Genomic DNA, 23,813 nt, shown 5'->3' with positions numbered 1-23,813 from the left:
GGTTAAACATTAGGAACATGGATCGTGAGAAAATAAATCGAATTAATGAAGTAGTAACCGTATATTTTAACCTTAATCCAGAGATTAAGGAAACGAAAGCCAAAGATTTAATGCCTGAGTTTATTGCTGCTGGCATCTTCAATTCAGATCAAAAAGACGGATTAGAAATTAGACAAGTTTTAAGAGAACTCTCAGAAAAAAATGAACTAAACTTGATTCCATCAGCATATGGTGAAAAGAAGAAAATGAACACAAATTGGTTTTTTAAAAATAGAAGCTCAGTCATTGAAGAGACAATTTCCCCGCTTCGATTCGAAACTGTTTTCGAGAATTTTAAGGAGTACATAAAAGAGTTGTCGAACAAACCATTTGTCAACTTCTCTGCTGGTTACATGCATTATAGAGAAGCATATAAAATGGAGATTAGAAGTGCAGCTCTCTTGCTAATGGATACAAAAAATTGGCATGAAAGTGATGTTGGTTCTGGTAAAATATTGAAAAAATTGATCTCTGCAATTGAGATTAAAGGGAATAACCTAGTTCAAATTCATCACAAATGGGGTCCTTATACGGCAGAGCATTCTGCATTGATAAAGCTGCATGAAGAAAAAACAAACTTAGACAAGGTTGAAGAGATACTCTTTAGATTTTACACTTCATCAGTTAATAATGAAGATTATTTTGAAAAGTTAAAGCAATTATTTGGGGCTCGATTTTCTCTAATTGCCTATTTATTCTTTTTAAAAGATGGTCGTAAGTTTTTGCCCATTTCAACTTCTAATTTTGAATACGCGTTTAATCAAGTTGGATTAGGACTTAAATTGAAGTCAAGAGCCAATTGGCCAACCTACCTTTCGTTTCTGAATAGAGTTAGAGAAGTTCAAAAATTGATAGAGGTTCAAATGGATGAAGAAATAACGCTAATTGATGCACATTCATTTCTTTGGTTAATTGGTTATAAAAACAAATTTAAGGATTGGTTGACTAATCAAAGTCAAAAAGCATTACCGCAAATCATAGAATCTGACATCTCACCTAAAAACACTCGTCAAGCAACAACACGAGAAACATCAAGTTCAATTTTACCTGTTTCCTCCGTTGATTTTGCTACAATAGAAGAAGCTAGGCGACAGTCAGGACGAAAAGCAGAAGAAGTGGTAATTGAATATGAAAAAGACAAATTACATTCAGCAGGCAGAGAAGATTTAGCGGCAAAAGTACTAGACTGTTCTAGCAGATTAGGTATGGGATATGATGTACTCTCTTTTACACTTGCAGGGAAAGAAAAGCATATTGAGGTGAAGAATTGCAATTCAAATTCATTTTATATAACTGCAAATGAATTAGCGGTTTCTCAACAGGATCCACTGTACTATATATACCTGGTTAAACGAGAGGAGACGCGAACAGAGATTCGAGTCATTTCTACTCCAGAATTAAACAACTCCGATAGCTTTTTACTTGAGCCGCAAACATTCAAGGTTTCCTTTGATTAAATCCATCCCGACTCTTTTGAGAACTTTAAAACTTCTTTCTTAAACAATTTTTTATCCTTAATTCTTTCTTGAGGACTCCTATTTTTTTTCTGACTCATCAATTTAAACAGTTGTTTGATTTTAACCTCTTTAGTGAACTTAGTTTGTGATTGATAGACTGTTTCAGCAAGGTTCTTTTCAATGTAATTGGAGAAAAGTTCGTGAACGATTCGCGGTGGTAAAATACGTAGCTTAGTCAGATCTTGAGGGTACATTTTGTCAAGCTCCATATTCAGTTCATGAAACTTTCTACTTGCCTTCCAGTTGGTGTTTGCATAGAGTTCAGCAATAATTTCAGACCTTTTATAAGGTCTCATTTTTCTATTATCACATATTCCTAGACTTTCTATTATATAATTGAATTCGAATTCATTAAAACGTCTTTTTGATTTGTAGTTTTTATTAGAGAGGTTGGGACAAAATAAGGAGATCCATTTGTTAAATACTGAAACGTCAGCATTATAATAATTCGAAAAATATGATTTATTATATCGCACTTTAACATCATAAACTTCTTCAGATTGTAAAAACATCATTTCAGTAATCAATGAAATTAGTTCTAATAAATCAGGCTCCGTTTTTTCAAACTCTTTTATTAAATATTTGATTTCTTTATCCATAAAAAAAGGAGGTTTGACCCTCCTTTAAATTTAATCAATTAATCCTCTACTGCGATAATATTCATCATGTTCTGGATTAAGTTGTCTTGAACGATTGTCTAAATCATCTTGTGAGTAAACATACTCTCTGTCATCTTTTTTCATACGTTTTCATTTTAATTTGATTCAAACATATTAGCTTTCATTTTTGAATTTGGAAATAATCTTTGTTAAAACCGTAATGTCTTGATAGTAAGCGGTATAAATTTTTCTCAAAAAAACTCACAGGCTATAAGGCGTTCATCAATCCCTTCATTTTTTTCGCAAACCATAATCAAAAGGGTATATAAATTCATTTTAAAAAACGTTATTCTACAACTCGTGAAAACGCCATGGACTTTAATTCCTGCTCCGCATTTGATATTCCGTACTTTTTTGCAACATTTCTCCATTGACGAACTGCAGTTTTAACTTCTTCGATTTACTGGTTTGTTCATTGCTTAACTCTTTTTTGGAGCACGTTCTTTTGTGACCAATTTAGCATCTTGAATCTTCCTACCTAATTCATCATCTTTAGCTATCAGTAGTATGTCTTTCTCTAGCCCTAATACAGCAACCACTTGAAGAAGAGTTTTGGAAGAATGATGGTATCGGACATCTTGAAAAAATAAGAGCAGGAATACGAGATTTGGTAAAATATATAGATCCTGCCGACCAGAAATACGCTACAACCGACTTTGAGGATGAATTGAAAGAGGATGAAGTAAAAGTCAAAGATTTTGAAGTAAACGATCCCGCAGGGGATTACGCATCCCCTTTTCCTAATAGCGTTCATAGGTTAGAAGAAATAATTCGAGCTAATAATGAGAACATTACAATTAGCAGAATTAGACAGGGTGAACAAATCACCGAAGAGGAGTTAAAGTCTCTTGAGGATATTTTATTTGAAGGGATCGACAAAACATCAATTGAAAATGAGCTAGGGGGCTCATTGAACTTGGTTGAGTTTATTATTAGCTTAATGGGGTTGTCAGCAAATAGCGTAGATAAAGCGTTCGCTAAATTTATTAATGAGTACCAATTAAGCTCCGTTCAAATTCAATTCCTTGACACTATCAAATTATTCTTGACAAAAAATGGAAAAATTGATTCATTAAAACTTTATGATGCTCCTTTCAAGAACTTCCACAGCCTAGGTGTTGACGGAGTTTTTAATGATGAGCAAGCCGATAAAATTTTCAAAATCATTGAAGATGTAAATAAACATGGTAATAGCGCATAAAACTACACCACATAATGTATATGAAGGATTGAAGTATCAAAGGGATTTACTTTTATCCAAAGGCTGCACCTATGTCTAAGATATTGAAAGTAAGGATAAGCTGATTTCATTGTATTTAAACATTTCAACACAGAGCAGCACCAAGTCGTTTCAATCTCAGAGTTCTGCGCTTAAATGGACTTAAATGAAGATGACATTCAGACTTGTATTTTGTAGCTTGTTTTCAAAATTACCCTGACTTTGTTACAAAAATCGTTTAAAATTACCCTGACTTTGTTACAAATAAAACCTAGAACCCTTTATTTACAATGGTTTCTATTCTTCAATGGTTTTTTCAATTTGTACGGGCCCAACTTCATGTCCAAACATTAAGAGTACTTGGTTCACCTTGTCTAGGTTTAAATTGGTTTTACCTTGCTCTATTTTTCTAATAACCGTTAGAGCAGTTCCAGAACGTTCAGCAAACTCTTCTTGGGTAAGTTTTACAGCTTTTCTTCTTGCTTTAACAAATTCCGCTAATGAAGTCATATTATATGCAAATGAATATAAAAAGCGTAAATATGACTAAAATATATGTTCTTGCATATAATTTATAGGTCTTAAGAGTAAATAATTTCCATTTCACTTAAATTAGCCCTCCTCTTATTTAAGAATTCTAATAAAAAATTAAATAACAACAGCCGTTAATTAAGTTTTTTGTCATTTTCTTAAATAAGAGTTATCTTTGTTAAAGATATTATGAAAGAATTTAAATCAGGGACATACATTAGCCAGGGCACATATAAGAGTTTTCAACCTGAAAAAATAAATAGAGAATGGTTATTAGAAGATATTGAGGTAATAACCTTACTGAGCAAGGCAGATAGGCAACTTGGAAGATTGGATATGTATTCAGAATATGTTCCAAATATCGAATTGTTTATCAGTATGCATGTTTTGAAGGAGGCAACGCAGTCAAGTAAGATAGAAGGGACGAAAACCAACATTGAAGAAGCCTTACAAGACATATCGGATATCTCTGAAGAAAAAAGAGATGATTGGGAGGAAGTTCAGAATTATATTGAAGCGCTAAATTCAGCAATTAAAGAACTTGACAACCTACCATTTTCTTCAAGGTTAATTAAGCAAACACATCAAATATTATTGCAAGGTGTGAGGGGAAAGCATAAGATTCCAGGAGAATTTAGAACAAGTCAAAATTGGATAGGGGGAGCTTCTATAGCAGATGCCGTATTCGTACCTCCAATCCATCAAGAAGTTTCAACTTTAATGAATGATTTGGAAAAGTTCGCTCATAATGAGGAATTTCCGTTCCCTGATTTATTAAAAATTGCGTTAATTCATTATCAATTTGAAACAATTCACCCGTTCTTAGATGGGAATGGTCGTGTTGGTAGATTGATGATAACACTTTACCTAGTCGAAAAGGGGATCCTTAAAAAACCGATACTTTATTTATCCGACTTTTTTGAAAGGAATAGAGAACTTTATTACAACAATTTAATGAAAGTGAGAACTAGTCATGATATTAAGCAATGGTTTAAGTTCTTTTTAGTAGGGGTTGTTGAGACTGCGAAAAGTAGTATTGAAACTTTCGATAAAATATTAAAATTACAGGAAGAAGTAGATGAGAAGCTACAGACCTTAGGAAGTCGCACGAACAATGCACGTACGGTAATTTCTTATTTATATCAGAGACCAATGATTGACGCGAACAAAGTCTGTGAGTTAACAGAAGTGTCACCCCCCTCAGCGTATAAATTAATTGCTGAATTAGAAAAGGTTAATATTTTAGAAGAAGTTACTGGAGGCCAAAGAGGAAAACAATACTGGTTTTCAGATTATATCCGAATATTTAAATAGTAATATAATTTACCGTTATTTGTTTTATCAATAAGCCTATTTTCAGTACTTTTATAGGGTAGCGCTCATTTAAATAATGATAATTAGCACTTGATTTTAACAACTATAATTTAATTGAATTTGTGTTGTTGAATTCGTACCTCATTTCGGTCAACAAATCAGACAACAGAAAATTAAGTACCCTTTGAAAGTGCCGTGTTTCCTAGTAAACACCAAATGATATTTGTTCCCAGTGGGACAACAAGAAGCCTTGCATTTGCGGGGCTTTTTTATTTTATACTGTCAGTTTTACTGTCAGAATTTAAGACTTAATCATCTTTTTGAAACGCAATATTAATTTTTTTGCACTAATTGGAGTTTTTACTTATGAACATATAGATAAAATCGTCTAAAATTACCCTGACTTTGTTACAAATCCTTCTTGTTTATAGCAATTATGACATTTGAAAGATTTCTAAAACCTCAATTGGTGAATTGGAAGACAGACCCTGATCGAAATCCACTTATTCCTAGTTTAGCATGATCAGTAGGTAAAACTACTTTGAACAATACGGCGACAGACCTATATCGTCTTTAAAAAATGTCTTTGATTAATAAACGGGCCATTCAAATGAATGAATGGAAGAAAGCCCCAAAAAATATCTATCAGAATTATATATTTTTACTCTCGTTTTGAGATTCGGAAAAAAAGGCTGGTGTTTAAAAAAATGGGTTCAAACTATTCTGTTTTGTTGTTGCCTTTGTAGTGGGTTAAAAACACATCGGGTTCTAGCGCAATCTCCAAACTATATAAAAATTGGTCTACCCGATTTGGTGGGAGAGCATATTTACTCCATTATCAAACATAAAGGTTTAATTTATGTAAGCTCAGAAAATGGACTCTATCAACAAAAAGGCGAACAATTTATTCCTGTTGAATTTAAAGATGGAAACATTGCATCTTTGTTTGATTTGAAAGAAGATAAAAACAAAAATCTTTTCTGTAAATCCCTTGATGGTAAAATATATCAACTAATTAACAATAAGTTGGAGCTTTATTATCAAGTTGATTCAGAAAAATTAACCTCAAATTTTCATTATTATTTCGATAACCAGAACAATATAATTATTGTGGCAAAAGGACTCTATTGTCTTGACAAAAATAAATCTATAAAACGCATAGATTCAGTGCCTTTTCTGCAATCAAAAAATGGATATAGTATTAGCTCAAATCAACTTAAATCTGGAGCTATTTTTGTATCGTACGCCGTTTACAATGAAGATTCTGTTGGCCAACAAACTTTTTTGTATCAAGATCATAAGGTTGAACCTGTCGCTTCGAAAGAAAGTTATGGTGCCCATTTATTTTTATTTGAAAAAGACAATCAACGTTACTTTTTTGATTCTTTTGGTAAAGGTTACTCACCAGAAGCAGGAACTTTAGCCGTTGATTATCCTGGAAAGGAACGTTTTTATGCACTTGATAATTCTCGTGTAATTGGTTTTAGTGATGTGTCTGGTTTCAGCATTGTAAAATTCGGTAAAGGCAAAATTGAGTCTGTACGTGATTATTTTGAAAATGAATTCTTTTCATCCTTTTATCTCGATACTTCGGGAGCTTTGTTTCTTGGAACTTTTGGTCAAGGTATTTATATGGTGCCTAATTTTTTGCAAAAGAGTATCTCAATTGATGAACAAATAACAGGATTAGCTAAGAATAATAAAGGATTTCCTGTTTTTACGACACGACAGGGTGGTATTTATGAGTATGGAGATTCTTTAGTTCAACTGGGACAAATGACCAATGCTCCTAATCAGGTGTTTTATACTCCTATTCCATGGGGAAGTCAATTGCAAAGAGAAAATCAAATAGTATTTACGGAGAATAAAAGCCCTTTTGGCGCAATAAAAGATGTTCACTATGTCGACAGTACTATGTTTTTATTCGTGAACCAGTTTGCGGTAGGTGCCATTGTTCAGGATTGCGATAAAAAACAAGGAATATTATCAAACTTCAATTGTGATAATAATCTAAACTATTGTGAATATCATAAGCGAGGTAGATTCAATGCAGTTACTTTCGATGAGGTCAACAACAGAATTTTTGTAGCACAAGATGGCAACCTTATAAATTTGTCGAATAATGAAGGTTTAATACCTTATAATTCTGATTTTTACACTAATGCACTGTCGTGTCATAACGGAACCTTAATTATAGGTACCCGAAGAAAAGGAGTTTTATTTGTTAAAGATAATTTGGTCCATAAGGTTCTCAATCGGTCAAATGGGCTTCTGTCAAATGATATAAAAAAACTTAGGGTTCAAGGTTTAAAACTTTTCATTTTGACATCGAACTCTATACATGTGTATCATCTAAAATCGAATAAATTAATAAATATCGATGCATCCCATGGTTTAGATGATGGTAACCTTGTTGATTTTGAAATAATTGAGGATGATTTGTGGATAGCTACCGATAAAAAAATTTATGATATTCCACTCACTCATTTGGCCAAAGAAAGCAAGTTAACTTTCCAGTTGACCGATGTTAAAGTGAATGGTAATTCAGTGGGCCAATCCAAACGAACTTTCTCAACAAAAGAGAATAATTTTTTATTTCAATTTGTGTCTAACGATATCGCAAATTTATCGCGTGCTTACTATACTTATCAACTTGAAGGATTAAATTCTGATGTAAAAACAATTCCCGCAACTGAAAATGAAATCACCTTTGATTATTTGCCCCCTGGTAATTACGAACTCATCGTTAAATTACACTATAATAATGAGGTGCACAGCGACTATTATCATGTTTTCACAATTGATGTACCGTTTTATAAAAAGCCATGGTTTTATTTAATCTGTTTTGCACTTGGGATTAGTGGGGTGATAATTATTGTTCGATGGCGAGTCATGATTAATAATCGAAAGAGTAAAAATCAATTAGAAAAAGAGATTTTATCCAGAAACTTACTGGAATCCGAACTGAAGGCGTTGAGAAGTCAGATGAATCCTCATTTCATTTTTAATTCTTTAAATTCCATACAAAGTTTGATTCTTAAACAAGAGACCGATCAATCTTACGATTATATCACGATGTTTTCGAGGTTAGTTCGAAATACATTAAATTATTCAGAACAAGAATTTATTGCTCTTTCAAAGGAAGTGGAGTTTATAAGGTTGTATTTAGAGTTAGAGAAATTAAGATTTAAAAAAGACTTTGACTACGAGATTGTTTGTATGGTAGAAAAATCAGTTGAAGTGCCTTCTCTGGTTATCCAACCGTTTATAGAAAACGCATTAAAACATGGGTTGTTGCATAAAAAGGGACATAAGTTTCTTAAAGTCACAATCCAAATGACAACAGAGTTAACGTGTATAATTAGTGATAATGGTATTGGACAAGAGCAGGCGTTAAAGATAAAGGAGAAGAATAAAGATCAGCATAATTCATTTTCGTTTTCAGCCATTCAAAAACGACTTGAGATTTTTACGAAGCAATATGATGGGAGTTATAACTACATCGTAAAAAATAAATATGAACAAGGAAAAGTTGCGGGTACGGAGGTAATTGTAAAACTCCCATTTCGAAAATTAAGCTGATAAACACACAAGAAGATAAAAGTAAACAGAATCCACATGAAAGTATTAATAGTTGATGATGAAAAAGATGCGCAAGATGTGTTGAAATCGTTACTCGGTCGTTCACCCTACCAAATAGAAGCAATTGCTACTGCTTCCAATGTTTTGGAGGCGGTGCAAGAAATTAAAAAGTTTGAGCCTGACCTCGTTTTTTTGGATGTTGAAATGCCAGAAATAAAAGGATATCGAATTGTGGAGTTTTTTGCGCAAATAGATTTTCATATTGTTTTTGTAACGGCCTATGACAAATACGCGATAAAGGCCTTTGAAATAAACGCAATAGATTATCTCTTAAAGCCAGTGGACAGGGAACGTTTGCATAAAGTTGTAGAGAATGTTCAAACCTTATCTAAAGAAAAATTAATGCTCAATAAATACACTAAATTGTTAGAGAACATTGAAAACAATGGTCGGGAAACACTTATAATTAGTGAACTTGGAAATAAAAGAGTATTTAATTTGAATGAAATAATTGCAATTGAGGCTGATGGAACTTATTCAAAACTTCATTTAGTGAACGCAAGTAATCCTTTTTTAGTGAGTAAAAATATTGGTTTTTTAGAACGAATGTTGCCTCAAAATCATTTGTTTTTCAGAGCGCATAAGTCTTGGTCGGTTAACAAAAATCATATTCGTAGTTATAGTTATTCTATCATCACATTGACCAACGCTATAAAAGCGAAGCTTTCCAAATATAAAAAAGAAGAATTCAAGAAATTTTTAGGCGAAAAAGTCTATTAGTTTAGTGAACCAGTACCTTGGTTAAGTCAATGCTTGGGTCACCTGTAATCAATATATTTTCGTAGAAATATTATTTATTATGGAGAGATTAAAAATGGCACTGGTACTGGTTTTGTTTGTTGCAGCTCAACCTTTAAGTGCACAAAAATGGAAGGAAAAATTAAATGCTACTAAAGAGAAAGTAAATAACTCTTTAAATGAAACGAGTGGCAATAAAGATTATTCTGAAGAGTTCGAAGGGAAAGAGTTTCCTGATATGATGACATATCTTGACGGCTGGAATAATAAGACCGTAAAAACATATAATTGGAGTTCGAGGGACAATCGTTACTATGTGAAGGAGGCTCAAACAATTGTTGTGGGTAAAAATGGTGATGAATATGAATATGTAATGGTGAATGGTAAAAAGTATGTTCCCATTAAAAACGCTGATTCTGATAAAATTCTTAAGTTTCAATGGTCGTCAATCATTTTATACTTTTCTGAAGATAAACTCGTGACTTATGGTCAAAATGAAGAAGGAGATGTTTTTATAAAACAGCTATTTGGATTAAAGGAAAACGCGCAAAAAGTAACTGCAGAAATTGAGGCTTATTTAGCGTATACTGCATCTTTGATTGATCAGGATGTGGCAGGAGCCAATGCGGAAAGGGAGAGAATTGCAGCTGAAAAAGCCGCTGCAAGAAAAGCAAAATATGGATTGCATGATAAGTCCATAAAGTCGGCTAAAGTGCTTGTTAACTTACCCCAAGAGAATGGAAATTTCATGAATGTTTCTTTTATCATTGAAACTACCTTAACTGATGGGTCTATCATTAAAACTCGACCGGATGAAGGTTTTTATGAAGATTATATAATCACGAAGAACTTTACAACGGATTTTAGTGGGAATATAGAGTCTGGCTTTATTGACGGAGATCAAGCTGTTGTTAAGGTCGTATCTAAATATGATTCAAAAATTACGGCGGAAGGGAGCGCAACCTTGAGTTATAATAAAGGACCCGTATTTTTATTGTATGGTAGAGGATGGAGTGGATCAGAAGGCGAGGACGGTGAAGATGTTGAGATTGAAATAATTGAAGATAAACATGCGGTAACAGGAGAACCTGTATTGCGGGTTAGGTTGACAAGCACAGCTGAAAGGGCTAAATTGAAAGAATTTAGTCTAAGTCCCAATCAAAGTTTTATAGTTAAAACGTACGGTGGAAAAGGTGGAGAAGACAATTCACGATTTTATAATGGTGGAGACGGTGGAGACATTATCGTGTACAAAGATCCTAGCGTTTCTTCATTCAGAATTAAATATGATACCAAAGGTGGAGCGCCTGGTGGTTCTAGTGCAAGTTTTGGAAGGGACGGTGACTACAGGGTGATTGAACAAGCATTAAATTTTAATCACTAATTGTATCGAAACCCTAATAATAGTTAACGACGAATTCTTTATATCGATCAGTTAGTATTTAAATAAAATGCCTCCCAATTCTATATGGGAGGTGTTTTTTTAATGTTATAACCCATTCGATTAGCCCAACTTAACAAGTCGGTTAGATAAATAATTGGCCACAAGTTTTAAAAGTAAGAAAGGCAGTGCAATGAGGAGGATGCTCCAGCTGTTGTCCAGGGTAAAGGTGTTAGGGAATGCCTTTACAACAAAAAAGAGCACTATTGCACCAAATATAATTGAGAGGTGAATGACTATCATGTTCATTGTGAAACCTCCAAATCCAACGTGCATTTTTTGATGACTTTTATGTTGGAAAATGCGTTCAATAATAACAAAGAGTAGGTTGGCGTTAAAAAACCAGTTTTCAAATCGTAAAACTTGGAAATTGACTAATAATTCAGCACTTTGGTTAGCTACGGCAAAGTATCCAAAAATGAGAACTATAAATATAAAATAGATGGCTAATAGGAGAACAGAAGTGAAGAAACTGTGTTTCCCAATTTCAAATAGTTTGGCATTTGGATTTTTTCGATAGAATAGTTTGTCAATACTTATCGTAATCAGTTCGGTCCACCAAAAGAAATAAATCAGGTAAAAAACTGTTGTTTGGCGTTGCCATAAGGCAGCCAGTGTTAAAAACATAAAGACTAAAAAATCCCACTTCGCAAACCGGGTTTCTTTTGAAAAGAAAAAATTTTGAAGCTTATTCATTTTCTGCAACTTCCAGTGTTTATCTTCTATACCGAAAGTAATTATTTTCTTCGAAAAATGGAGTTTTTTGTTTGTTGTAACTTTATAAATTAAAACAGTGGCGTTTTATAGCTTGAATTCTATGTTAAATTATAAATTGGCATTCGTACTTTTTGTTCTTCAGCGTTTTGCTTTTACCCAATTTCAATTGCCAAGCTTTGAGGTTTTAGCCGAGGAAGGCATTCGATCAATTGACGTAAATAAGCGGGCTTTAAGAATGGTTGATATGAATGAGCGTCCTATAAAAGAAGAACTTGATACAAGCATGAGAACGCTGGAACGGTATTATCTAAATGGTCAAGGCCGAATAGATTCCATTTATTTTTATCCTACTCTCGAAGGTTATTACAAAAAAATAGTTTATTCATATGATGTTAAGCAACGTATGTGCGAATCCGTAACATCTGATCATGAAGGAGAAGTTTTAGCAAGGAGCAAATCTACGGTTAACGGAGATGGAAGTATATTGTATCAAGAATGGAATGGAGGAGTGTTGAGTTATGAGTCTCACGCTAGGGAAGATAGTGCGATATTTAAAATGGTTAGATTTCAAAATGGATTAAATTCTACAACTTATTGGCAATATTCATACGATTTTGAGCAAGAAATAGAATTAGAACAAAGTTTTGTCGAAGGTCAATTAAGACACGAAGAGAAAGCTCAATGGATTGCGAATAACAATGTTCCTTTATCATTTATTTATGCAGAGTTTAACGCTAATCCCGATCCTTTTGAAAGAAAGAACTTCGCCAAAGCCTATGATGTAAATGAAAAAGGGGAGGTTGTAAATAAGCTAAATGGATTTTTCTATGATCCATACGTCGGTTATAATTATTTTGAACGAATTCGATATTTTAAAGGGATGAAATCGCATGCTGAACATCTTTTTAAAGTGAAAAACTTCGTAGAATCTCAAGAAGTGATTGAATTGTTTTCATTTGATGGTAAGCAGATCGTATATCGTTACGATTTTGTTTATAATTAGTAAAGACCTTTTAAGTGCAGGGATATTTCTTTAACTTCGTATAAATTCTAAATCTTATAACATGCAATATAAAGCAAGTTCACCTGAAGATTATATCCGCCAAATACCTGAAGAACGGCAGGAAGTCGTTAAAAAATTACGTCAAATTATCAAAGAGAATTTACCGGAAGGGTTTGAAGAAGGAATTCAGTATGGGATGGTTGGCTATTATGTTCCACATAGTATTTATCCAAAAGGATATCATGTTACACCGAGTGAGCCTTTGCCTTTTATGAGTTTTGCGTCGCAGAAAAACTCAATAAATTTGTATCATAGTGGCATTTATGCGCATCCAGATTTACACAAGTGGTTTGTTGAAGAGTATCCGAAACATTGCAAACGGAAATTAGACATGGGTAAATCTTGTATTCGATTTAAAAAATTGGACGATATACCTTTTGAGCTAATTGCAGAATTGGCCACTAAAATGACGGTTAATGAATGGGTCAATATTTACGAGACTAATTTGGCGAACGCAAAGAAAAAATGATTCATTTAATTGTCGGAAATACAGGTGCTGGTAAAACAACTTATGCCATAGAATTGCGGAAGAAGACAGGGGGAATAATATTTTCAATCGATGAATGGAATAATACTTTGTTTTTTAAGGATAAAACAGAAAATGATAAGGAAGATTGGATTTTGGAGAGAATTGAACGCATTGAGGAAATGATCACCAAATTGATTACTCAATTAGAGGAAGTTAATGTGGATGTTATTTTGGATTTGGGTTTATCTAAAAAAAGTCATCGCGATAAATTTCGAAAATTTGCCGAAAATAACGGACTTAAAACACAGTTGCATTTTTTAGATTATTCTAAAGACTTGCGTCAAGAGAGGGTGATGAAACGCAATAGGGAGAAAGGTGAAACCTATACATTTGAAGTAAGTCAAGCAGATTTTGATTTTATGGAAACTTGGTTTGAACCACCACAAAATGAAGAGCTATTAGGTGCGGTTCATCTTAAAGATTAAAAAACCCAATCCATTGAAATGAATTGGGTTAAATTTAAATGCAACATGCAAATTTAAGTCGGCATTTTGAATCTTGCTTTACCTTCAATAATTTATAGCTTGATTGTTCTAAATAAACTGAGGTAAAAGCAGCCATAAAGAATGAACTAGCGATTACCAGTAGTGTGATTTTTAGACCCCTCATAACGCTATTTTTTAATCCCTTTTATAATTAAATAGAAAACAAGTGCTGGTTCCCCCAAAAAAGTTATCTCACTTAAAACAAATCCTAAATCATAATTTAGAAATTCTACGAAAGAATCAATTAAATAGCCAAAACAAGCAATCATGAGTAAAATACCAATCCATTTTGGTATAAATTGAGAACGATAAACAAGCCATCCCATTGGGAAAAGCCAAATCCCCCAAAAGATTTGTGCAATAAATACACCAGTTTCGTGCAAGTTTATAAATAACCTAACTAGCTGTGGATTGTCTAAACTTTCAAGTACAGCAAAAAAGTTTAGCTCGTTCAAGAGGGCGATAGGAACGGCCACTAGTATCGAAACGAGCATAATTATAGCAGCGTGTTTATGTACATCTTTTAATAATTTAAATAAGGCCAGTACAGCCGCAATTTGAATCAATTGAGTGATTATTGCACTTATAATTCCAAATCTAAATAGCAATTCACATGCTTTGATATTGTCAATAGTGGCTTTAATGTCATTTTCGACAAAAAAGTGATGCGGGATATATAAAATTCCAAAAACACCGAATGGAATTAGTAAAAAATAGAGCCATCCGGCTTGACGTGCGAGTTTAATTTGATTATTCATAATTAACGGTTTAATTGGATTACAATATTGCCCACTTTGTGCCCTTTGTTGACATATTCATGCGCTGATTTAGCTTCTTCGATAGGATAAGTTTTATCGATGATAGTTTTCATCTCGAATTGCTCATAAATTTTAATGAGTTGCTGATAAATATGATTAATGTCCTTTGGTTTTTTGGTTCCTGTCGCAGCAAACTTTGCCTTTTTCTTTCCAGCTAAACGGGTCCAAAACATATCAAACAATAAACGACCATTTAAAACGGGTGATAAGTATTGTCCATTGGTTTTTAATATTGATTTACATAAACTGTAACTACTTTTTCCAACTGTGTCAAAAATGAGATCGTAATCTTCATCACTTTTCTCAAATGATTTTATATCGTAAGGAATTACGTGATCAGCTCCCAGGTTTTTAACAAGCGGAATGTTCTTGGAGCTACAAACTCCCGTTACTTCAGCGCCAAAACTTTTAGCAATTTGAACGGCTGCGGTTCCTAACGCCCCTGAAGCTCCATTTATTAATACTTTTTGTCCAGGTTTAATATTGCCAATCAGCTTTAGGAAATTATATGAGGTTACTGGACCATCACCAACTGTAGCGGCTTCATCATCAGTTAAAAATCCTGGTTTGTGCAATATTACTTCCGATTCTTTAATAGCAATATATTCGGCGTTTGCACTAAAATTGAATATCGTTTCTCCAAAAACAAGATCGCCAACATTAAACAAACTAACGTTTTTTCCAACACTTTCAATCACGCCAGAATAACCTGTTCCTGGTATCGGATGTTTAGGACGGCGTAATCCAATAATCAACCGGGCGAAATAGGGTTTTCCGGATAACATCATAGTGTCCGCTCTTGTCACAGTTGCCGCGAAATTTTTAATAATAATTTCATTGTCTTTTGCAATGGGTTTTTTAAGCTGTTTGATGGAGATGTGCTCAGTCGATCCATATCCATTTACATGAACAGCTTTCATGGTTGTATTTTGTGCTTTCATCTTTTTTAGATTTGATTTGAGCACAAAGCTAAGGTGGGAATAACGGATAAAAGTTCGGTTATTTAACGGGATAGTTCGGATTTATAATCTCGAACATTTTTAATTGTTTTTCGTATCCAATAACCAGGCTTTGGGACTTTTCCCAACGGATTTTTTAAAATAAGTATTAAATACTGTTTTCGAATTAAATCCACTGTCATAGGCAAGGCCAAGAAGTGTTAGTTTCTGATTTTCTGGGTTTAGCGCCAATTGCTTAAATCGATCTAATCGATAACTGTTAATGAATTCACTAAAACTTTTTCCTAGCTTGGCATTGAGTAACCATGATAATTGGTTAGGATGAATATCGATTTGTTTAGCCAGTTCTCGCAGACTTAAACTTGCATCAAGAAAAGGTTCGTATTGGTTAATATAATTCAATAATTTTAATTGAAACTGATTGGCTTGCTCTTCATCGAGTAGTGATTTGCTCACTTTTTTATCGTCAACTAATTGATGTAGTTTAAAAATAATGTCATGGAATTTTTGGTATCTGGGATCTTTCCTAAGAGGACTTACAATAGGATCAGGGTATCGCAATATAAGCAGCGAAGCTTTATTTTTAATTCCTTCCTCAACCCATTTAAATGCCTCATCAAATTCGCCCAATACAACATTTAAGTTAAACAGATAAGAGTCCGCAGAGAATCCATTGGGATTTGCAGCGAGGTCTTGTAGGATTTTTCGATACCGATTTAACTGTTCTTGATCATTTTTCATTGCATAAGCTAATGCAATAACACCATTCTCATCGCCGGGGTTCATTGATATTTCATGTTCTTTGAAATAATGAGTCACCTCATCGTATCTTTTCAATAATAAAAGGCAAAGAGGTTTAACGCCGTGGGCAGGTATGTTTTTTGGATTTACTGCTAAACAAGCATTCAGTTCGTTTAAGGCCAATTCAAATTGACCGGTCATATAATGGTAATAGGCTCTGAAAAAATGTGTTTCTTGAGATAAAGGGTCAATTGATAAAGCAATGTTTAAGTGATTTAATGCTTTTTCTTTATTACCTGCCAAGATGTATAAGAAACTTAAAAATTGTTGAGCTTCGACGTAGTTTGGTTGAAAATGAATGGCTTGTAAAGCGTGTTCCATCGCTTTACTGTAGCTGCTTTCCGTAAAAAATGATTTGTTTGCTTTTTGGTAATAGGCTTCTGAATTTTGAGGGTCGAGCTGCAGGGCTTTGTCAACCAACTCATTGGATTTACTCCAAGCTTCTTCAAATGACATTAGGCCTGTCATCGCCAAAAAACTATAGGTATCACTTAATCCAACTAAGGCAGCAACATTGTTTTCCTCTAAGCTTAAACTCTCCAAATAATAACGTTTAGCGAGTTTAATGTCATCGGCATTCCATTTATTTTTATGAAATCGAGCCAGTAAACTCAACTCGTAAGCGTTTATGTTTACTTTTTGCTGGAGAACTAAATGATCACTCAATTCGAGGTGCCCAAATTCTTCTCGAATTCGATCGGCAATGGAAAGGCTAATTTCGTCTTGAACAGCAAAGATATTATCCATTTTCCGATCCCAAGTTTCTGACCAAAAATGAAAATCATTCTTAACCTGAATAAGTTGGGCGGTAATTCTAACCGTATTGCCAGCTCTTCGAACACTTCCTTCTAAAATAATTGATACTCTTAGCTCTTCTCCAATTGTAGGAATAGGAATGTTTTTATTTTTAAAATGAAATGAAGATGTTCTGGATGTGACTTTTAATGCCGTGATTTTTGCGAGTGCATTGATTAATTCTTCCGTCATTCCATCTGCAAAATACTCATCCTCCTTGTTATCACTCATGTTAACAAATGGGAGAACCGCAATTGAAGTAGAATTATTGATTGGTTTCACAGCTTAGCAAACATAAGAAGCATGAGTAACATTTGCAAGTTGAAAATGGATTTTAGGAAAATAAGTCGGGTTGACTGGGGTAATACTCTTGGGCAATTACCGTGTTAGGTGAGGCATTTTTACCTCTAATTGGTCGAACTTCATGGTGTTCGAAATCGCTTAAATTTATTGAAAAATCCTCTTTTCCGGCTAACCATAATTTTGATTGATTTTCGTTTAAAATTAATGGCATTCGAGGTTCGGCTACACCATTGTGTAGCGTTTGCATAAAGCCAGTTGCTTTTGTTGTAACAATGGTGAAGCTATGTGTGGTTTCTTGAGTGTTGGGATCTGTCCATTCATCATATAAACCGCCAACTAAGAATGAGGTTTCATCTTTTTTATGAATGTAATGTGGGATTTTTTCTTTGTTTTTATGATGATGCTCAAAAAATCCATCAATTAAAACCAGGCATCTTTGTTCTTGAGCTACATTTTTAAATGATGGTTTTTCATGGATTGTTTCTATTCTTGCGTTTAGGGTTTTATTCGATATTTCGATTGTTTTTTCTGGTTCCTTAACCCAGTGAGGAATAAGGCCCCATTTAGAAATTACCGGTGTTAAACCTTTCTTGTCGGTATAAATAATTAAACGGGGATGATCAAATCCTGAAACTCGATATTGAGCTTGTTCATCTTCATCGAGGTAAGGAGCTAATTTTTCTTTTATCTCATCTACCAAATGTGGAGCATAACGTTGCGCATGTTTTAATTGACTTTTTAATTGAGCGGAAATGTCGTAACACATGAATTAAGATTGAGTTAGGGTAAAAAAAAGAGGTTGACTAAACAACCTCTTTTTTAATGTACTTTATGGTTGTGTAGAACGTTCATAAGAAAATCCACCCATTCCACCTGCACCACCTGAAGCCCAACTAGTTAGTTTAAAGCTTAGATAGATATCATCTTCAGTTAAGTGTAGAACAACATCTTTTCCAATCATAGAATTAGGGGAGCTTCCATGGAGGTTTTCCCAGCTATTATAAGTTAAATCTTCCGCATCAAATAAGGAACCATACGCCCATTCTGTTTTGGTAGGACTTACAAAGTCAGAATAATCAACCTCGTCAGCAATATTAAAAAGACCACGGTTATTTGCACGTGTAATCCAAACGTTATTGGTGATACGATCTTGATTTGCAGCTAAGGTCCAGTCTGCACCATCTGCTTTAGTGAAAGTCATAGTTGGTCCATTCCATATATTAATCGCTGGACCAGGTATTACGATATTTTGACTCACTTTGTCAGATTTTTTTTCTTTTTTGGAATAAGCGGTCATTGACACAAAATAAGTTCCTGGCGCTTCATAAGAGTGAGTTGGAGATTCAGTTTTTGATTTAGTTCCGTCACCAAAATCCCATTCATATGAAACACCATTTTCAGAGGTGTTAGTGAAATGAGCAACGCCATCATCAGTTGCAGAATAAGCAAATGAAGCGGTTGGTTCTTTTTTACAACCCGCAAAGAGTAGGGTGAAAGTCGCACTTAAAAGCGCGATTTTCGATAATCGATTTTTCATAAGATGTTTTTAGAATAAAAACTAAAAATACGATTAAATATTATTTCGTACAAGTTAGTGTACAAAGTTCTGGGTCGCTACAAGGGTAATAGAAGGTTTCGCATAGTTCAAGGTTTATCGTGATTTGATTATCACCAACGAGATAACCATTTCCTTCGTATGTTAAACCTGCTTTGTCTTCACTGAAAGTAAATTCTCCTTCTGAAATATTTGCTTGCACTTCGACCTCGTTATTTAGGTTTTTTAATATGATTTTGTTTTTATCACTACCGGCTAATACTTGGAGTGTATAGGTTGATTCCCCATCATAGCTGCAGTTTTGTGCTACGGTGTATGTCCCAAGATACTTGTCGCTCACGTAGGTGCATGAACCATCATCTTCTGTCGCATTAACATTGTAATTTTCTGCACTAACATCTGTACAACCTTGCGTACACGAATGCGATTCTGGGGTTTCAGGATCGTCTTTTTTACAGCCTACTAAAGTTAAACTGGCAAAGGCGAAAATCAGTAAGTTTTTTATTTTCATAGTCTATTATTTTTAAACAATATAATAATTATTCCGCTTAATAGACTTCGTGGAAAACAATGGTTTTAGTACTTGGTTGCTTATGTAGTCGTGCCTTGACAACTTGAACCTGCACCAGCAGTACAACCAAAACAATGCTGATTTACTATAATATCTCTTTTGTTCAAGGCTTCTAAGTCAAATTCCGAGATATGTTGTCCAGCCGCTTTCTCAACTTTCAGATGTAGCATTTGATTAAAATCACAATCGTACAAATAGCCTTCCCAATCAATACTAACTGTATTTCGACACATTAAACCTTCTATTGCTCCAGGGTTAAATGCAGTCAGTAATTTATTCATATAATCCTCGTAATTTTCGGATTTCACCAAATAATCTAAAAATCGACTAATGGGTAAATTAGTGATGCATAAGAGTTGATTAAAAACAACATCATGCCGCTCTATAAGTTCCTTTTTAAAATTATTTTCCAATTCCACTTGATTGCCCGGTAAAAAGGCGCCAGCCGGATTGTAGACGAGGTCTAGTATTAATCCACTTCCAGGTTGGCCATAACCCACATCGTTCAACATTTTTAGTGCTTTAATTGAACGATCAAATACACCATTACCTCGTTGTCGATCTGTTTTGGAAGCTGCATAGTAAGGCAATGAACTTACTACGCGTACCTCATGTTCTTTAAAAAATTCTGGTAATGAGTGGTACTTTTTATTTGCGACAATTATGGTCAAATTGCAACGAACGATAATCTCCTTTGCACCGGCCTTTTTTAATTCCGTTACAAACCATCTAAAGTCAGGGTTCATTTCGGGTGCTCCTCCTGTTAGATCAATCGTTGAAAATTTATGTTTTCGGACTAAATCCACGCAAATTTGCATGGTATCACGTGTCATAATTTCTTTACGATCGGGTCCTGCATCTACATGACAGTGTTTACAGGTTTGATTACACATATAACCCAGATTTATCTGGAAAATATCAAGTCCTGTTGGTTTTAAAGTAGAATGACCATTGTTCTTTAAATGTTCCTGAAAAGTTAAATTATCATTTTCAAAAAATGGACCATTTAGATGTGCCAATTGTTTTTGAGAGTTGGCAAAAGTATGTGATTGAGCTAAAAGAGATTTCGTCATATTACATGCTGAGTTTTTTTGCTTTATTCATCATTTGAACACCATGTACTAATGATGCTCCTCCTCGAATGGCACTGGCTACGTGTACAGCTTCCATCATTTCGGTTTCAGTGCATCCTTTTGCCAAAGTTTCTTGCGTGTAAGCATCAATACAGTATGGGCATTGAACTGTGTGTGAAACAGCCAACGCAATTAATGTTTTTTCACGCTCCGTTAATGCACCAGCTTTAAATACTTCCCCGTAATAATCAAAAAACTTTTTGGCTAAGTTCGGCTCAAACTCTGAGATATTACCGAATTTTGCTAAATCTGCTGGGTTATAATATGTTTTTTCCATAATTGATATTTTTAAATTTTGTCGAATAGTTTTAAAATAGCTTACAATTCATTAAAAATACGGTATAATTATGGTTTTGGATTTTACCAAACAAAAAAGTTTGTGAAGAATGAATTAATACCCTTTCGAAAATTAGAATATTTTCCGTGCTAGTCTAAAAGTATTGGCATGAGCTTCTATAATGTCTGCTATTTTTAGTGAATAACCACCGCCCATACTAATAGCGACAGGTATACCTTTTTTTTGTGCTGTGGTTAAAACAAACTCATCTCTTTTTTTGCACCCTTCTTTCGTTAGTTTAAGTCTACCAAGCTTATCGGTTTCCAAAACATCAACACCACTTAAATAAAGGATAATTTCCGGTCTGACATCATCAATTAGGTCGGGGAGGGTTTTTGTAAGCAGCTCAAGGTAATCTTTGTCTTCAATTCCATCAGGAACGCCAATGTCTAAATCTGATTTTTCTTTTTTTAGGGGATAATTGTTGGCACCATGCATACTAAAAGTAAATACACGGGATTCTTGTTCGAATATTTTAGCTGTTCCATTTCCTTGATGAACATCTAAGTCAACAATTAAAATTTTTTTTACTAGGCCTTCGTAAAGTAATTCATTGCTAGCAATTGCGAAGTCATTAAACATGCAAAAACCTTCACCGCGATCGGCATAGGCGTGATGAGTTCCACCTGCTATATTCAATGCGATTCCATGATTTAATGCATATTTAGCACAGTCTAAGGTTCCGTTGGATATGTGACGTCCTCGATTAACAAGGCTTTCATGAAAAGGGAAACCAAGTGCACGTATTTCTTTACGTGTTAACGTTCCTAACTTTAGTTTTTCCCAATATTCAACCTTATGAGTTCGTAAAATCTGCGATTCAGTTAAAGGACCAGGTTCAAAAAAATCAGCTTCTGTTATAGTGCCTTCGTGTAATAATTGTTGAGGTAACAAATCATATTTCTCCATCGGAAAACGATGGCCTTCTGGCAATCTTGAATAAGTATATATTGGACTATAAGAAATTCGCATCGCAATTGTCAAATTTACCTTATTTTAGTTGATAGTAAATAAATGTTCAAAATATTCTTGCTAATCATATCGATTTTAAATGGAGTCACTTTACATGCTCAAATTTCTCGTGGGAATATAGCTGATTACGGAAATGTCATCGATTTATATTATGTAAATGATTCTTTAAACCTCTCTAAACTCAGGGCTACAGCGAATTTTTTAACGGACAAAAGCTGTAATTTTTTAAATGGGAATAAGTTGCCTAAGCGTAAAAAGGCTTTTATAAGACATGTTCAATTTTTAACTGAGGCAATTGAAGAATCTTATTTTAAAGGTAAGGAGCTAAGTCCATTTCAACGTGATTGTTTATATGAATTACATTTCTATTACCTTGCTTTCCGTGCTGCATCTGCGCGAAAATTTAATCGGGTTAATTTCTTTGATAAATTAAGGATGCTTTACAATACTTATAAACACTGTTCTGGTAGAAAGGTTAAAATCACTGATGGTATAGAACAAGTCATTCATAGCGACTCCCCTTTCTGGCATTCATTTACAGAAGTACGGCCAGTAGACCGATTTGATTATATCGCAAAACAGAAAAAAATAAAGGTCCATAAAAAAATGGTCGTTTTAATGGATAAAATAGGAACCGATGGCTCTGCTCCAAAGGTTCGTGTCAGTGATTTGGATTTAGATAATGAATGGAATTTGAAATGGGGAGATGAAGTTCATACAGATGTTGTAGGATCAAGAATTTTTAGTGCATTGGGCTATGATGTCGATCACCCTTATGCCTTTTTGAAAGATCAAGTTTATTTGGTTTTTGATGAATATAGCCAAGTAAAGTCCTTAGAAGCTTTGAAAGTGAAATTAAAGGATCAATACGGTTTTAATCTTGAACCATTTGTATCTTCTTATGGCGTGGTAAATGTTGAAATGACGGATTCTATTCAAAGTTTACGTTCTTTCGAAGGTTTGTTTTATTGTACGTTTAAAAAATGTGCATTAGAAGCAAGGCCTGATCGTGTTAAACGAATAGGTCCTTTTATGTTGGAGGGTATTGAATTGGAAGAAAATGCTTTGTTGAGAGGGGCATTACTTGCACATGCGTTTATTGACAATTGGGATACTCGATCGCGCAACACGTTGTTGAGTACGGTTCATAAAGGTAAGCATCGTTACAGGGTTTCTGCTGTTTTTTCAGACCTTGGAACAAGTTTAGGGGTATCTGTGAGTCCTATAAATGGTGATTTTAAGGTTGGTTTAGTGAATCAATTGGCTTGGGAAGTTTGTGAACGCAAAGGGAATAAAATTCGTGTTATGTCTAGAATGAATGCAGAACCAATTCCTTATAAACAGGCTGATTATCACGATTTATTTTTTGTAGCAAAACAAATTGAGAAAATAGATTCAATTGCATTACGCAATATTGTTTTAGCAGCAAATTGGCCATTTCCTGTAGCAGAATTGTATTTTCATAAATTAGCCGCGCGAAGAGCTTCAATATTGCAGTCATTTTTAATTGAAGATGAGAATCCTATTTATTTCAATCGACATATATCAATTAAAGAAAATAATGAATGGATTGTTAAGGATGGCGTTTTATTGGTTAATTATAACGGTGAAGATCACCCTGAGGGATGGATAAGCAAAAAAGGGAGGTTTAGAAATTATGGTCATTAAAATTTCT

Annotated in this window: 22 protein-coding genes; 10 read left to right on the top strand and 12 right to left on the bottom strand. The window is 34.1% G+C overall.

Annotated elements, in window-relative coordinates; all coding sequences use genetic code 11:
• The first annotated feature begins 17 nt into the window (after positions 1-17).
• Positions 18-1,496, top strand: a complete 1,479-nt coding sequence (locus A8143_RS13825; protein ID WP_070138417.1) for a DUF3883 domain-containing protein — start codon at positions 18-20, stop codon at positions 1,494-1,496.
• Here the strand turns inward: A8143_RS13825 and A8143_RS13820 are convergent.
• Positions 1,493-2,155: a hypothetical protein gene (locus tag A8143_RS13820; RefSeq protein ID WP_070138416.1), complete on the bottom strand. Its 663-nt coding sequence runs from the start codon at positions 2,153-2,155 to the stop codon at positions 1,493-1,495. The genes A8143_RS13825 and A8143_RS13820 overlap by 4 nt on opposite strands.
• Positions 2,156-2,822: 667 nt before the next feature.
• On the opposite strand from A8143_RS13820, the gene A8143_RS13815 reads away from it, so the two are divergent.
• A complete protein-coding gene (locus A8143_RS13815) occupies positions 2,823-3,416 on the top strand; it encodes a type I restriction-modification enzyme R subunit C-terminal domain-containing protein (RefSeq protein ID WP_070138415.1) in 594 nt (197 codons plus the stop codon).
• Between the two features lie 315 nt (positions 3,417-3,731).
• On the opposite strand, the gene A8143_RS13810 is transcribed toward A8143_RS13815, so the two are convergent.
• Positions 3,732-3,944, bottom strand: coding sequence for a helix-turn-helix domain-containing protein (locus A8143_RS13810; RefSeq protein ID WP_070138414.1), 213 nt, complete (start codon positions 3,942-3,944; stop codon positions 3,732-3,734).
• A 210-nt stretch (positions 3,945-4,154) separates the two neighbouring features.
• On the opposite strand from A8143_RS13810, the gene A8143_RS13805 reads away from it, so the two are divergent.
• The 4 genes from A8143_RS13805 (at position 4,155) to A8143_RS13790 (ending at position 11,043) form a co-directional block, all read left to right on the top strand.
• Positions 4,155-5,279, top strand: a complete 1,125-nt coding sequence (locus A8143_RS13805) for a Fic family protein (protein WP_070138413.1) — start codon at positions 4,155-4,157, stop codon at positions 5,277-5,279.
• Positions 5,280-5,897: 618 nt separating this feature from the next.
• Positions 5,898-8,861: a sensor histidine kinase gene (locus A8143_RS13800; RefSeq protein WP_070138412.1), complete on the top strand. Its 2,964-nt coding sequence runs from the start codon at positions 5,898-5,900 to the stop codon at positions 8,859-8,861.
• 36 nt (positions 8,862-8,897) lie between these two features.
• Complete coding sequence (locus tag A8143_RS13795) at positions 8,898-9,641, top strand: LytR/AlgR family response regulator transcription factor (protein ID WP_070138411.1); 744 nt, start codon at positions 8,898-8,900, stop codon at positions 9,639-9,641.
• A 79-nt stretch (positions 9,642-9,720) separates the two neighbouring features.
• Positions 9,721-11,043 (top strand): hypothetical protein, encoded by a 1,323-nt coding sequence (locus A8143_RS13790; RefSeq protein ID WP_070138410.1) that lies wholly within the window; start codon positions 9,721-9,723, stop codon positions 11,041-11,043.
• 120 nt (positions 11,044-11,163) lie between these two features.
• Here the strand turns inward: A8143_RS13790 and A8143_RS13785 are convergent, their stop codons facing one another.
• Positions 11,164-11,796, bottom strand: coding sequence for a hypothetical protein (locus A8143_RS13785; RefSeq protein WP_070138409.1), 633 nt, complete (start codon positions 11,794-11,796; stop codon positions 11,164-11,166).
• Positions 11,797-11,917: 121 nt separating this feature from the next.
• Between A8143_RS13785 and A8143_RS13780 the strand changes: the two genes are divergently transcribed.
• The 3 genes from A8143_RS13780 (at position 11,918) to A8143_RS13770 (ending at position 13,834) form a co-directional block, all read left to right on the top strand.
• Positions 11,918-12,820: a hypothetical protein gene (locus A8143_RS13780; protein ID WP_070138408.1), complete on the top strand. Its 903-nt coding sequence runs from the start codon at positions 11,918-11,920 to the stop codon at positions 12,818-12,820.
• 61 nt (positions 12,821-12,881) lie between these two features.
• Positions 12,882-13,349 carry a DUF1801 domain-containing protein gene (locus A8143_RS13775; RefSeq protein ID WP_070138407.1) on the top strand — a complete coding sequence of 156 codons (468 nt, stop codon included), beginning with the start codon at positions 12,882-12,884 and terminating at the stop codon, positions 13,347-13,349.
• Positions 13,346-13,834: an AAA family ATPase gene (locus A8143_RS13770; protein ID WP_070138406.1), complete on the top strand. Its 489-nt coding sequence runs from the start codon at positions 13,346-13,348 to the stop codon at positions 13,832-13,834. Before A8143_RS13775 ends, A8143_RS13770 begins: the two co-directional genes overlap by 4 nt.
• A gap of 188 nt (positions 13,835-14,022) precedes the next feature.
• Here the strand turns inward: A8143_RS13770 and A8143_RS13765 are convergent, their stop codons facing one another.
• The 9 genes from A8143_RS13765 to A8143_RS13725 all read right to left on the bottom strand — a co-directional run bounded on the left by A8143_RS13765 (position 14,023) and on the right by A8143_RS13725 (position 22,150).
• The gene (locus A8143_RS13765; RefSeq protein WP_070138405.1) at positions 14,023-14,652 is read right to left on the bottom strand and encodes a DUF4386 domain-containing protein; all 630 of its coding nucleotides are present in this window, start codon (positions 14,650-14,652) and stop codon (positions 14,023-14,025) included.
• A gap of 2 nt (positions 14,653-14,654) precedes the next feature.
• Entirely contained in the window at positions 14,655-15,653 is a 999-nt protein-coding gene (locus tag A8143_RS13760) for an NAD(P)-dependent alcohol dehydrogenase (RefSeq protein ID WP_245676514.1), read from the bottom strand.
• A 99-nt stretch (positions 15,654-15,752) separates the two neighbouring features.
• Entirely contained in the window at positions 15,753-17,498 is a 1,746-nt protein-coding gene (locus A8143_RS13755; RefSeq protein WP_070138404.1) for a helix-turn-helix domain-containing protein, read from the bottom strand.
• 103 nt (positions 17,499-17,601) lie between these two features.
• Positions 17,602-18,336, bottom strand: coding sequence for an SOS response-associated peptidase (locus A8143_RS13750; RefSeq protein WP_070138403.1), 735 nt, complete (start codon positions 18,334-18,336; stop codon positions 17,602-17,604).
• A gap of 63 nt (positions 18,337-18,399) precedes the next feature.
• Positions 18,400-19,107 carry a PKD domain-containing protein gene (locus tag A8143_RS13745; protein ID WP_070138402.1) on the bottom strand — a complete coding sequence of 236 codons (708 nt, stop codon included), beginning with the start codon at positions 19,105-19,107 and terminating at the stop codon, positions 18,400-18,402.
• A 40-nt stretch (positions 19,108-19,147) separates the two neighbouring features.
• A complete protein-coding gene (locus A8143_RS13740) occupies positions 19,148-19,636 on the bottom strand; it encodes a hypothetical protein (RefSeq protein ID WP_070138401.1) in 489 nt (162 codons plus the stop codon).
• A gap of 80 nt (positions 19,637-19,716) precedes the next feature.
• Positions 19,717-20,769 carry an arsenosugar biosynthesis radical SAM (seleno)protein ArsS gene (gene arsS / locus A8143_RS13735; protein ID WP_070138400.1) on the bottom strand — a complete coding sequence of 351 codons (1,053 nt, stop codon included), beginning with the start codon at positions 20,767-20,769 and terminating at the stop codon, positions 19,717-19,719.
• Position 20,770: 1 nt separating this feature from the next.
• Positions 20,771-21,106 carry an arsenosugar biosynthesis-associated peroxidase-like protein gene (locus A8143_RS13730; protein ID WP_070138399.1) on the bottom strand — a complete coding sequence of 112 codons (336 nt, stop codon included), beginning with the start codon at positions 21,104-21,106 and terminating at the stop codon, positions 20,771-20,773.
• A gap of 132 nt (positions 21,107-21,238) precedes the next feature.
• Complete coding sequence (locus A8143_RS13725) at positions 21,239-22,150, bottom strand: histone deacetylase family protein (RefSeq protein ID WP_317040036.1); 912 nt, start codon at positions 22,148-22,150, stop codon at positions 21,239-21,241.
• A 30-nt stretch (positions 22,151-22,180) separates the two neighbouring features.
• On the opposite strand from A8143_RS13725, the gene A8143_RS13720 reads away from it, so the two are divergent.
• Positions 22,181-23,806: a hypothetical protein gene (locus tag A8143_RS13720; RefSeq protein WP_070138398.1), complete on the top strand. Its 1,626-nt coding sequence runs from the start codon at positions 22,181-22,183 to the stop codon at positions 23,804-23,806.
• Positions 23,807-23,813: the final 7 nt, after the last annotated feature.

The sequence above is a fragment of the Crocinitomix algicola genome (assembly GCF_001661595.2).
Taxonomy (GTDB): domain Bacteria; phylum Bacteroidota; class Bacteroidia; order Flavobacteriales_D; family Crocinitomicaceae; genus Crocinitomix; species Crocinitomix algicola.
The sequence above is the reverse complement of the archived record's forward strand: the minus strand, read 5'-3'. Positions and strand labels throughout refer to the sequence as shown.

Bases quoted from the DNA above. Each gene is read 5' to 3' on its own strand.
- A8143_RS13825 (WP_070138417.1), top strand. From the start codon at position 18: ATGGATCGTGAGAAAATAAATCGAATTAATGAAGTAGTAACCGTATAT.
- A8143_RS13820 (WP_070138416.1), bottom strand. From the start codon at position 2,155: ATGGATAAAGAAATCAAATATTTAATAAAAGAGTTTGAAAAAACGGAG.
- A8143_RS13810 (WP_070138414.1), bottom strand. From the start codon at position 3,944: ATGACTTCATTAGCGGAATTTGTTAAAGCAAGAAGAAAAGCTGTAAAA.
- A8143_RS13805 (WP_070138413.1), top strand. From the start codon at position 4,155: ATGAAAGAATTTAAATCAGGGACATACATTAGCCAGGGCACATATAAG.
- A8143_RS13800 (WP_070138412.1), top strand. From the start codon at position 5,898: ATGGAAGAAAGCCCCAAAAAATATCTATCAGAATTATATATTTTTACT.
- A8143_RS13795 (WP_070138411.1), top strand. From the start codon at position 8,898: ATGAAAGTATTAATAGTTGATGATGAAAAAGATGCGCAAGATGTGTTG.
- A8143_RS13790 (WP_070138410.1), top strand. From the start codon at position 9,721: ATGGAGAGATTAAAAATGGCACTGGTACTGGTTTTGTTTGTTGCAGCT.
- A8143_RS13785 (WP_070138409.1), bottom strand. From the start codon at position 11,796: ATGAATAAGCTTCAAAATTTTTTCTTTTCAAAAGAAACCCGGTTTGCG.
- A8143_RS13780 (WP_070138408.1), top strand. From the start codon at position 11,918: ATGTTAAATTATAAATTGGCATTCGTACTTTTTGTTCTTCAGCGTTTT.
- A8143_RS13775 (WP_070138407.1), top strand. From the start codon at position 12,882: ATGCAATATAAAGCAAGTTCACCTGAAGATTATATCCGCCAAATACCT.
- A8143_RS13770 (WP_070138406.1), top strand. From the start codon at position 13,346: ATGATTCATTTAATTGTCGGAAATACAGGTGCTGGTAAAACAACTTAT.
- A8143_RS13765 (WP_070138405.1), bottom strand. From the start codon at position 14,652: ATGAATAATCAAATTAAACTCGCACGTCAAGCCGGATGGCTCTATTTT.
- A8143_RS13760 (WP_245676514.1), bottom strand. From the start codon at position 15,653: ATGAAAGCACAAAATACAACCATGAAAGCTGTTCATGTAAATGGATAT.
- A8143_RS13755 (WP_070138404.1), bottom strand. From the start codon at position 17,498: ATGAGTGATAACAAGGAGGATGAGTATTTTGCAGATGGAATGACGGAA.
- A8143_RS13750 (WP_070138403.1), bottom strand. From the start codon at position 18,336: ATGTGTTACGACATTTCCGCTCAATTAAAAAGTCAATTAAAACATGCG.
- A8143_RS13745 (WP_070138402.1), bottom strand. From the start codon at position 19,107: ATGAAAAATCGATTATCGAAAATCGCGCTTTTAAGTGCGACTTTCACC.
- A8143_RS13740 (WP_070138401.1), bottom strand. From the start codon at position 19,636: ATGAAAATAAAAAACTTACTGATTTTCGCCTTTGCCAGTTTAACTTTA.
- arsS (WP_070138400.1), bottom strand. From the start codon at position 20,769: ATGACGAAATCTCTTTTAGCTCAATCACATACTTTTGCCAACTCTCAA.
- A8143_RS13730 (WP_070138399.1), bottom strand. From the start codon at position 21,106: ATGGAAAAAACATATTATAACCCAGCAGATTTAGCAAAATTCGGTAAT.
- A8143_RS13720 (WP_070138398.1), top strand. From the start codon at position 22,181: ATGTTCAAAATATTCTTGCTAATCATATCGATTTTAAATGGAGTCACT.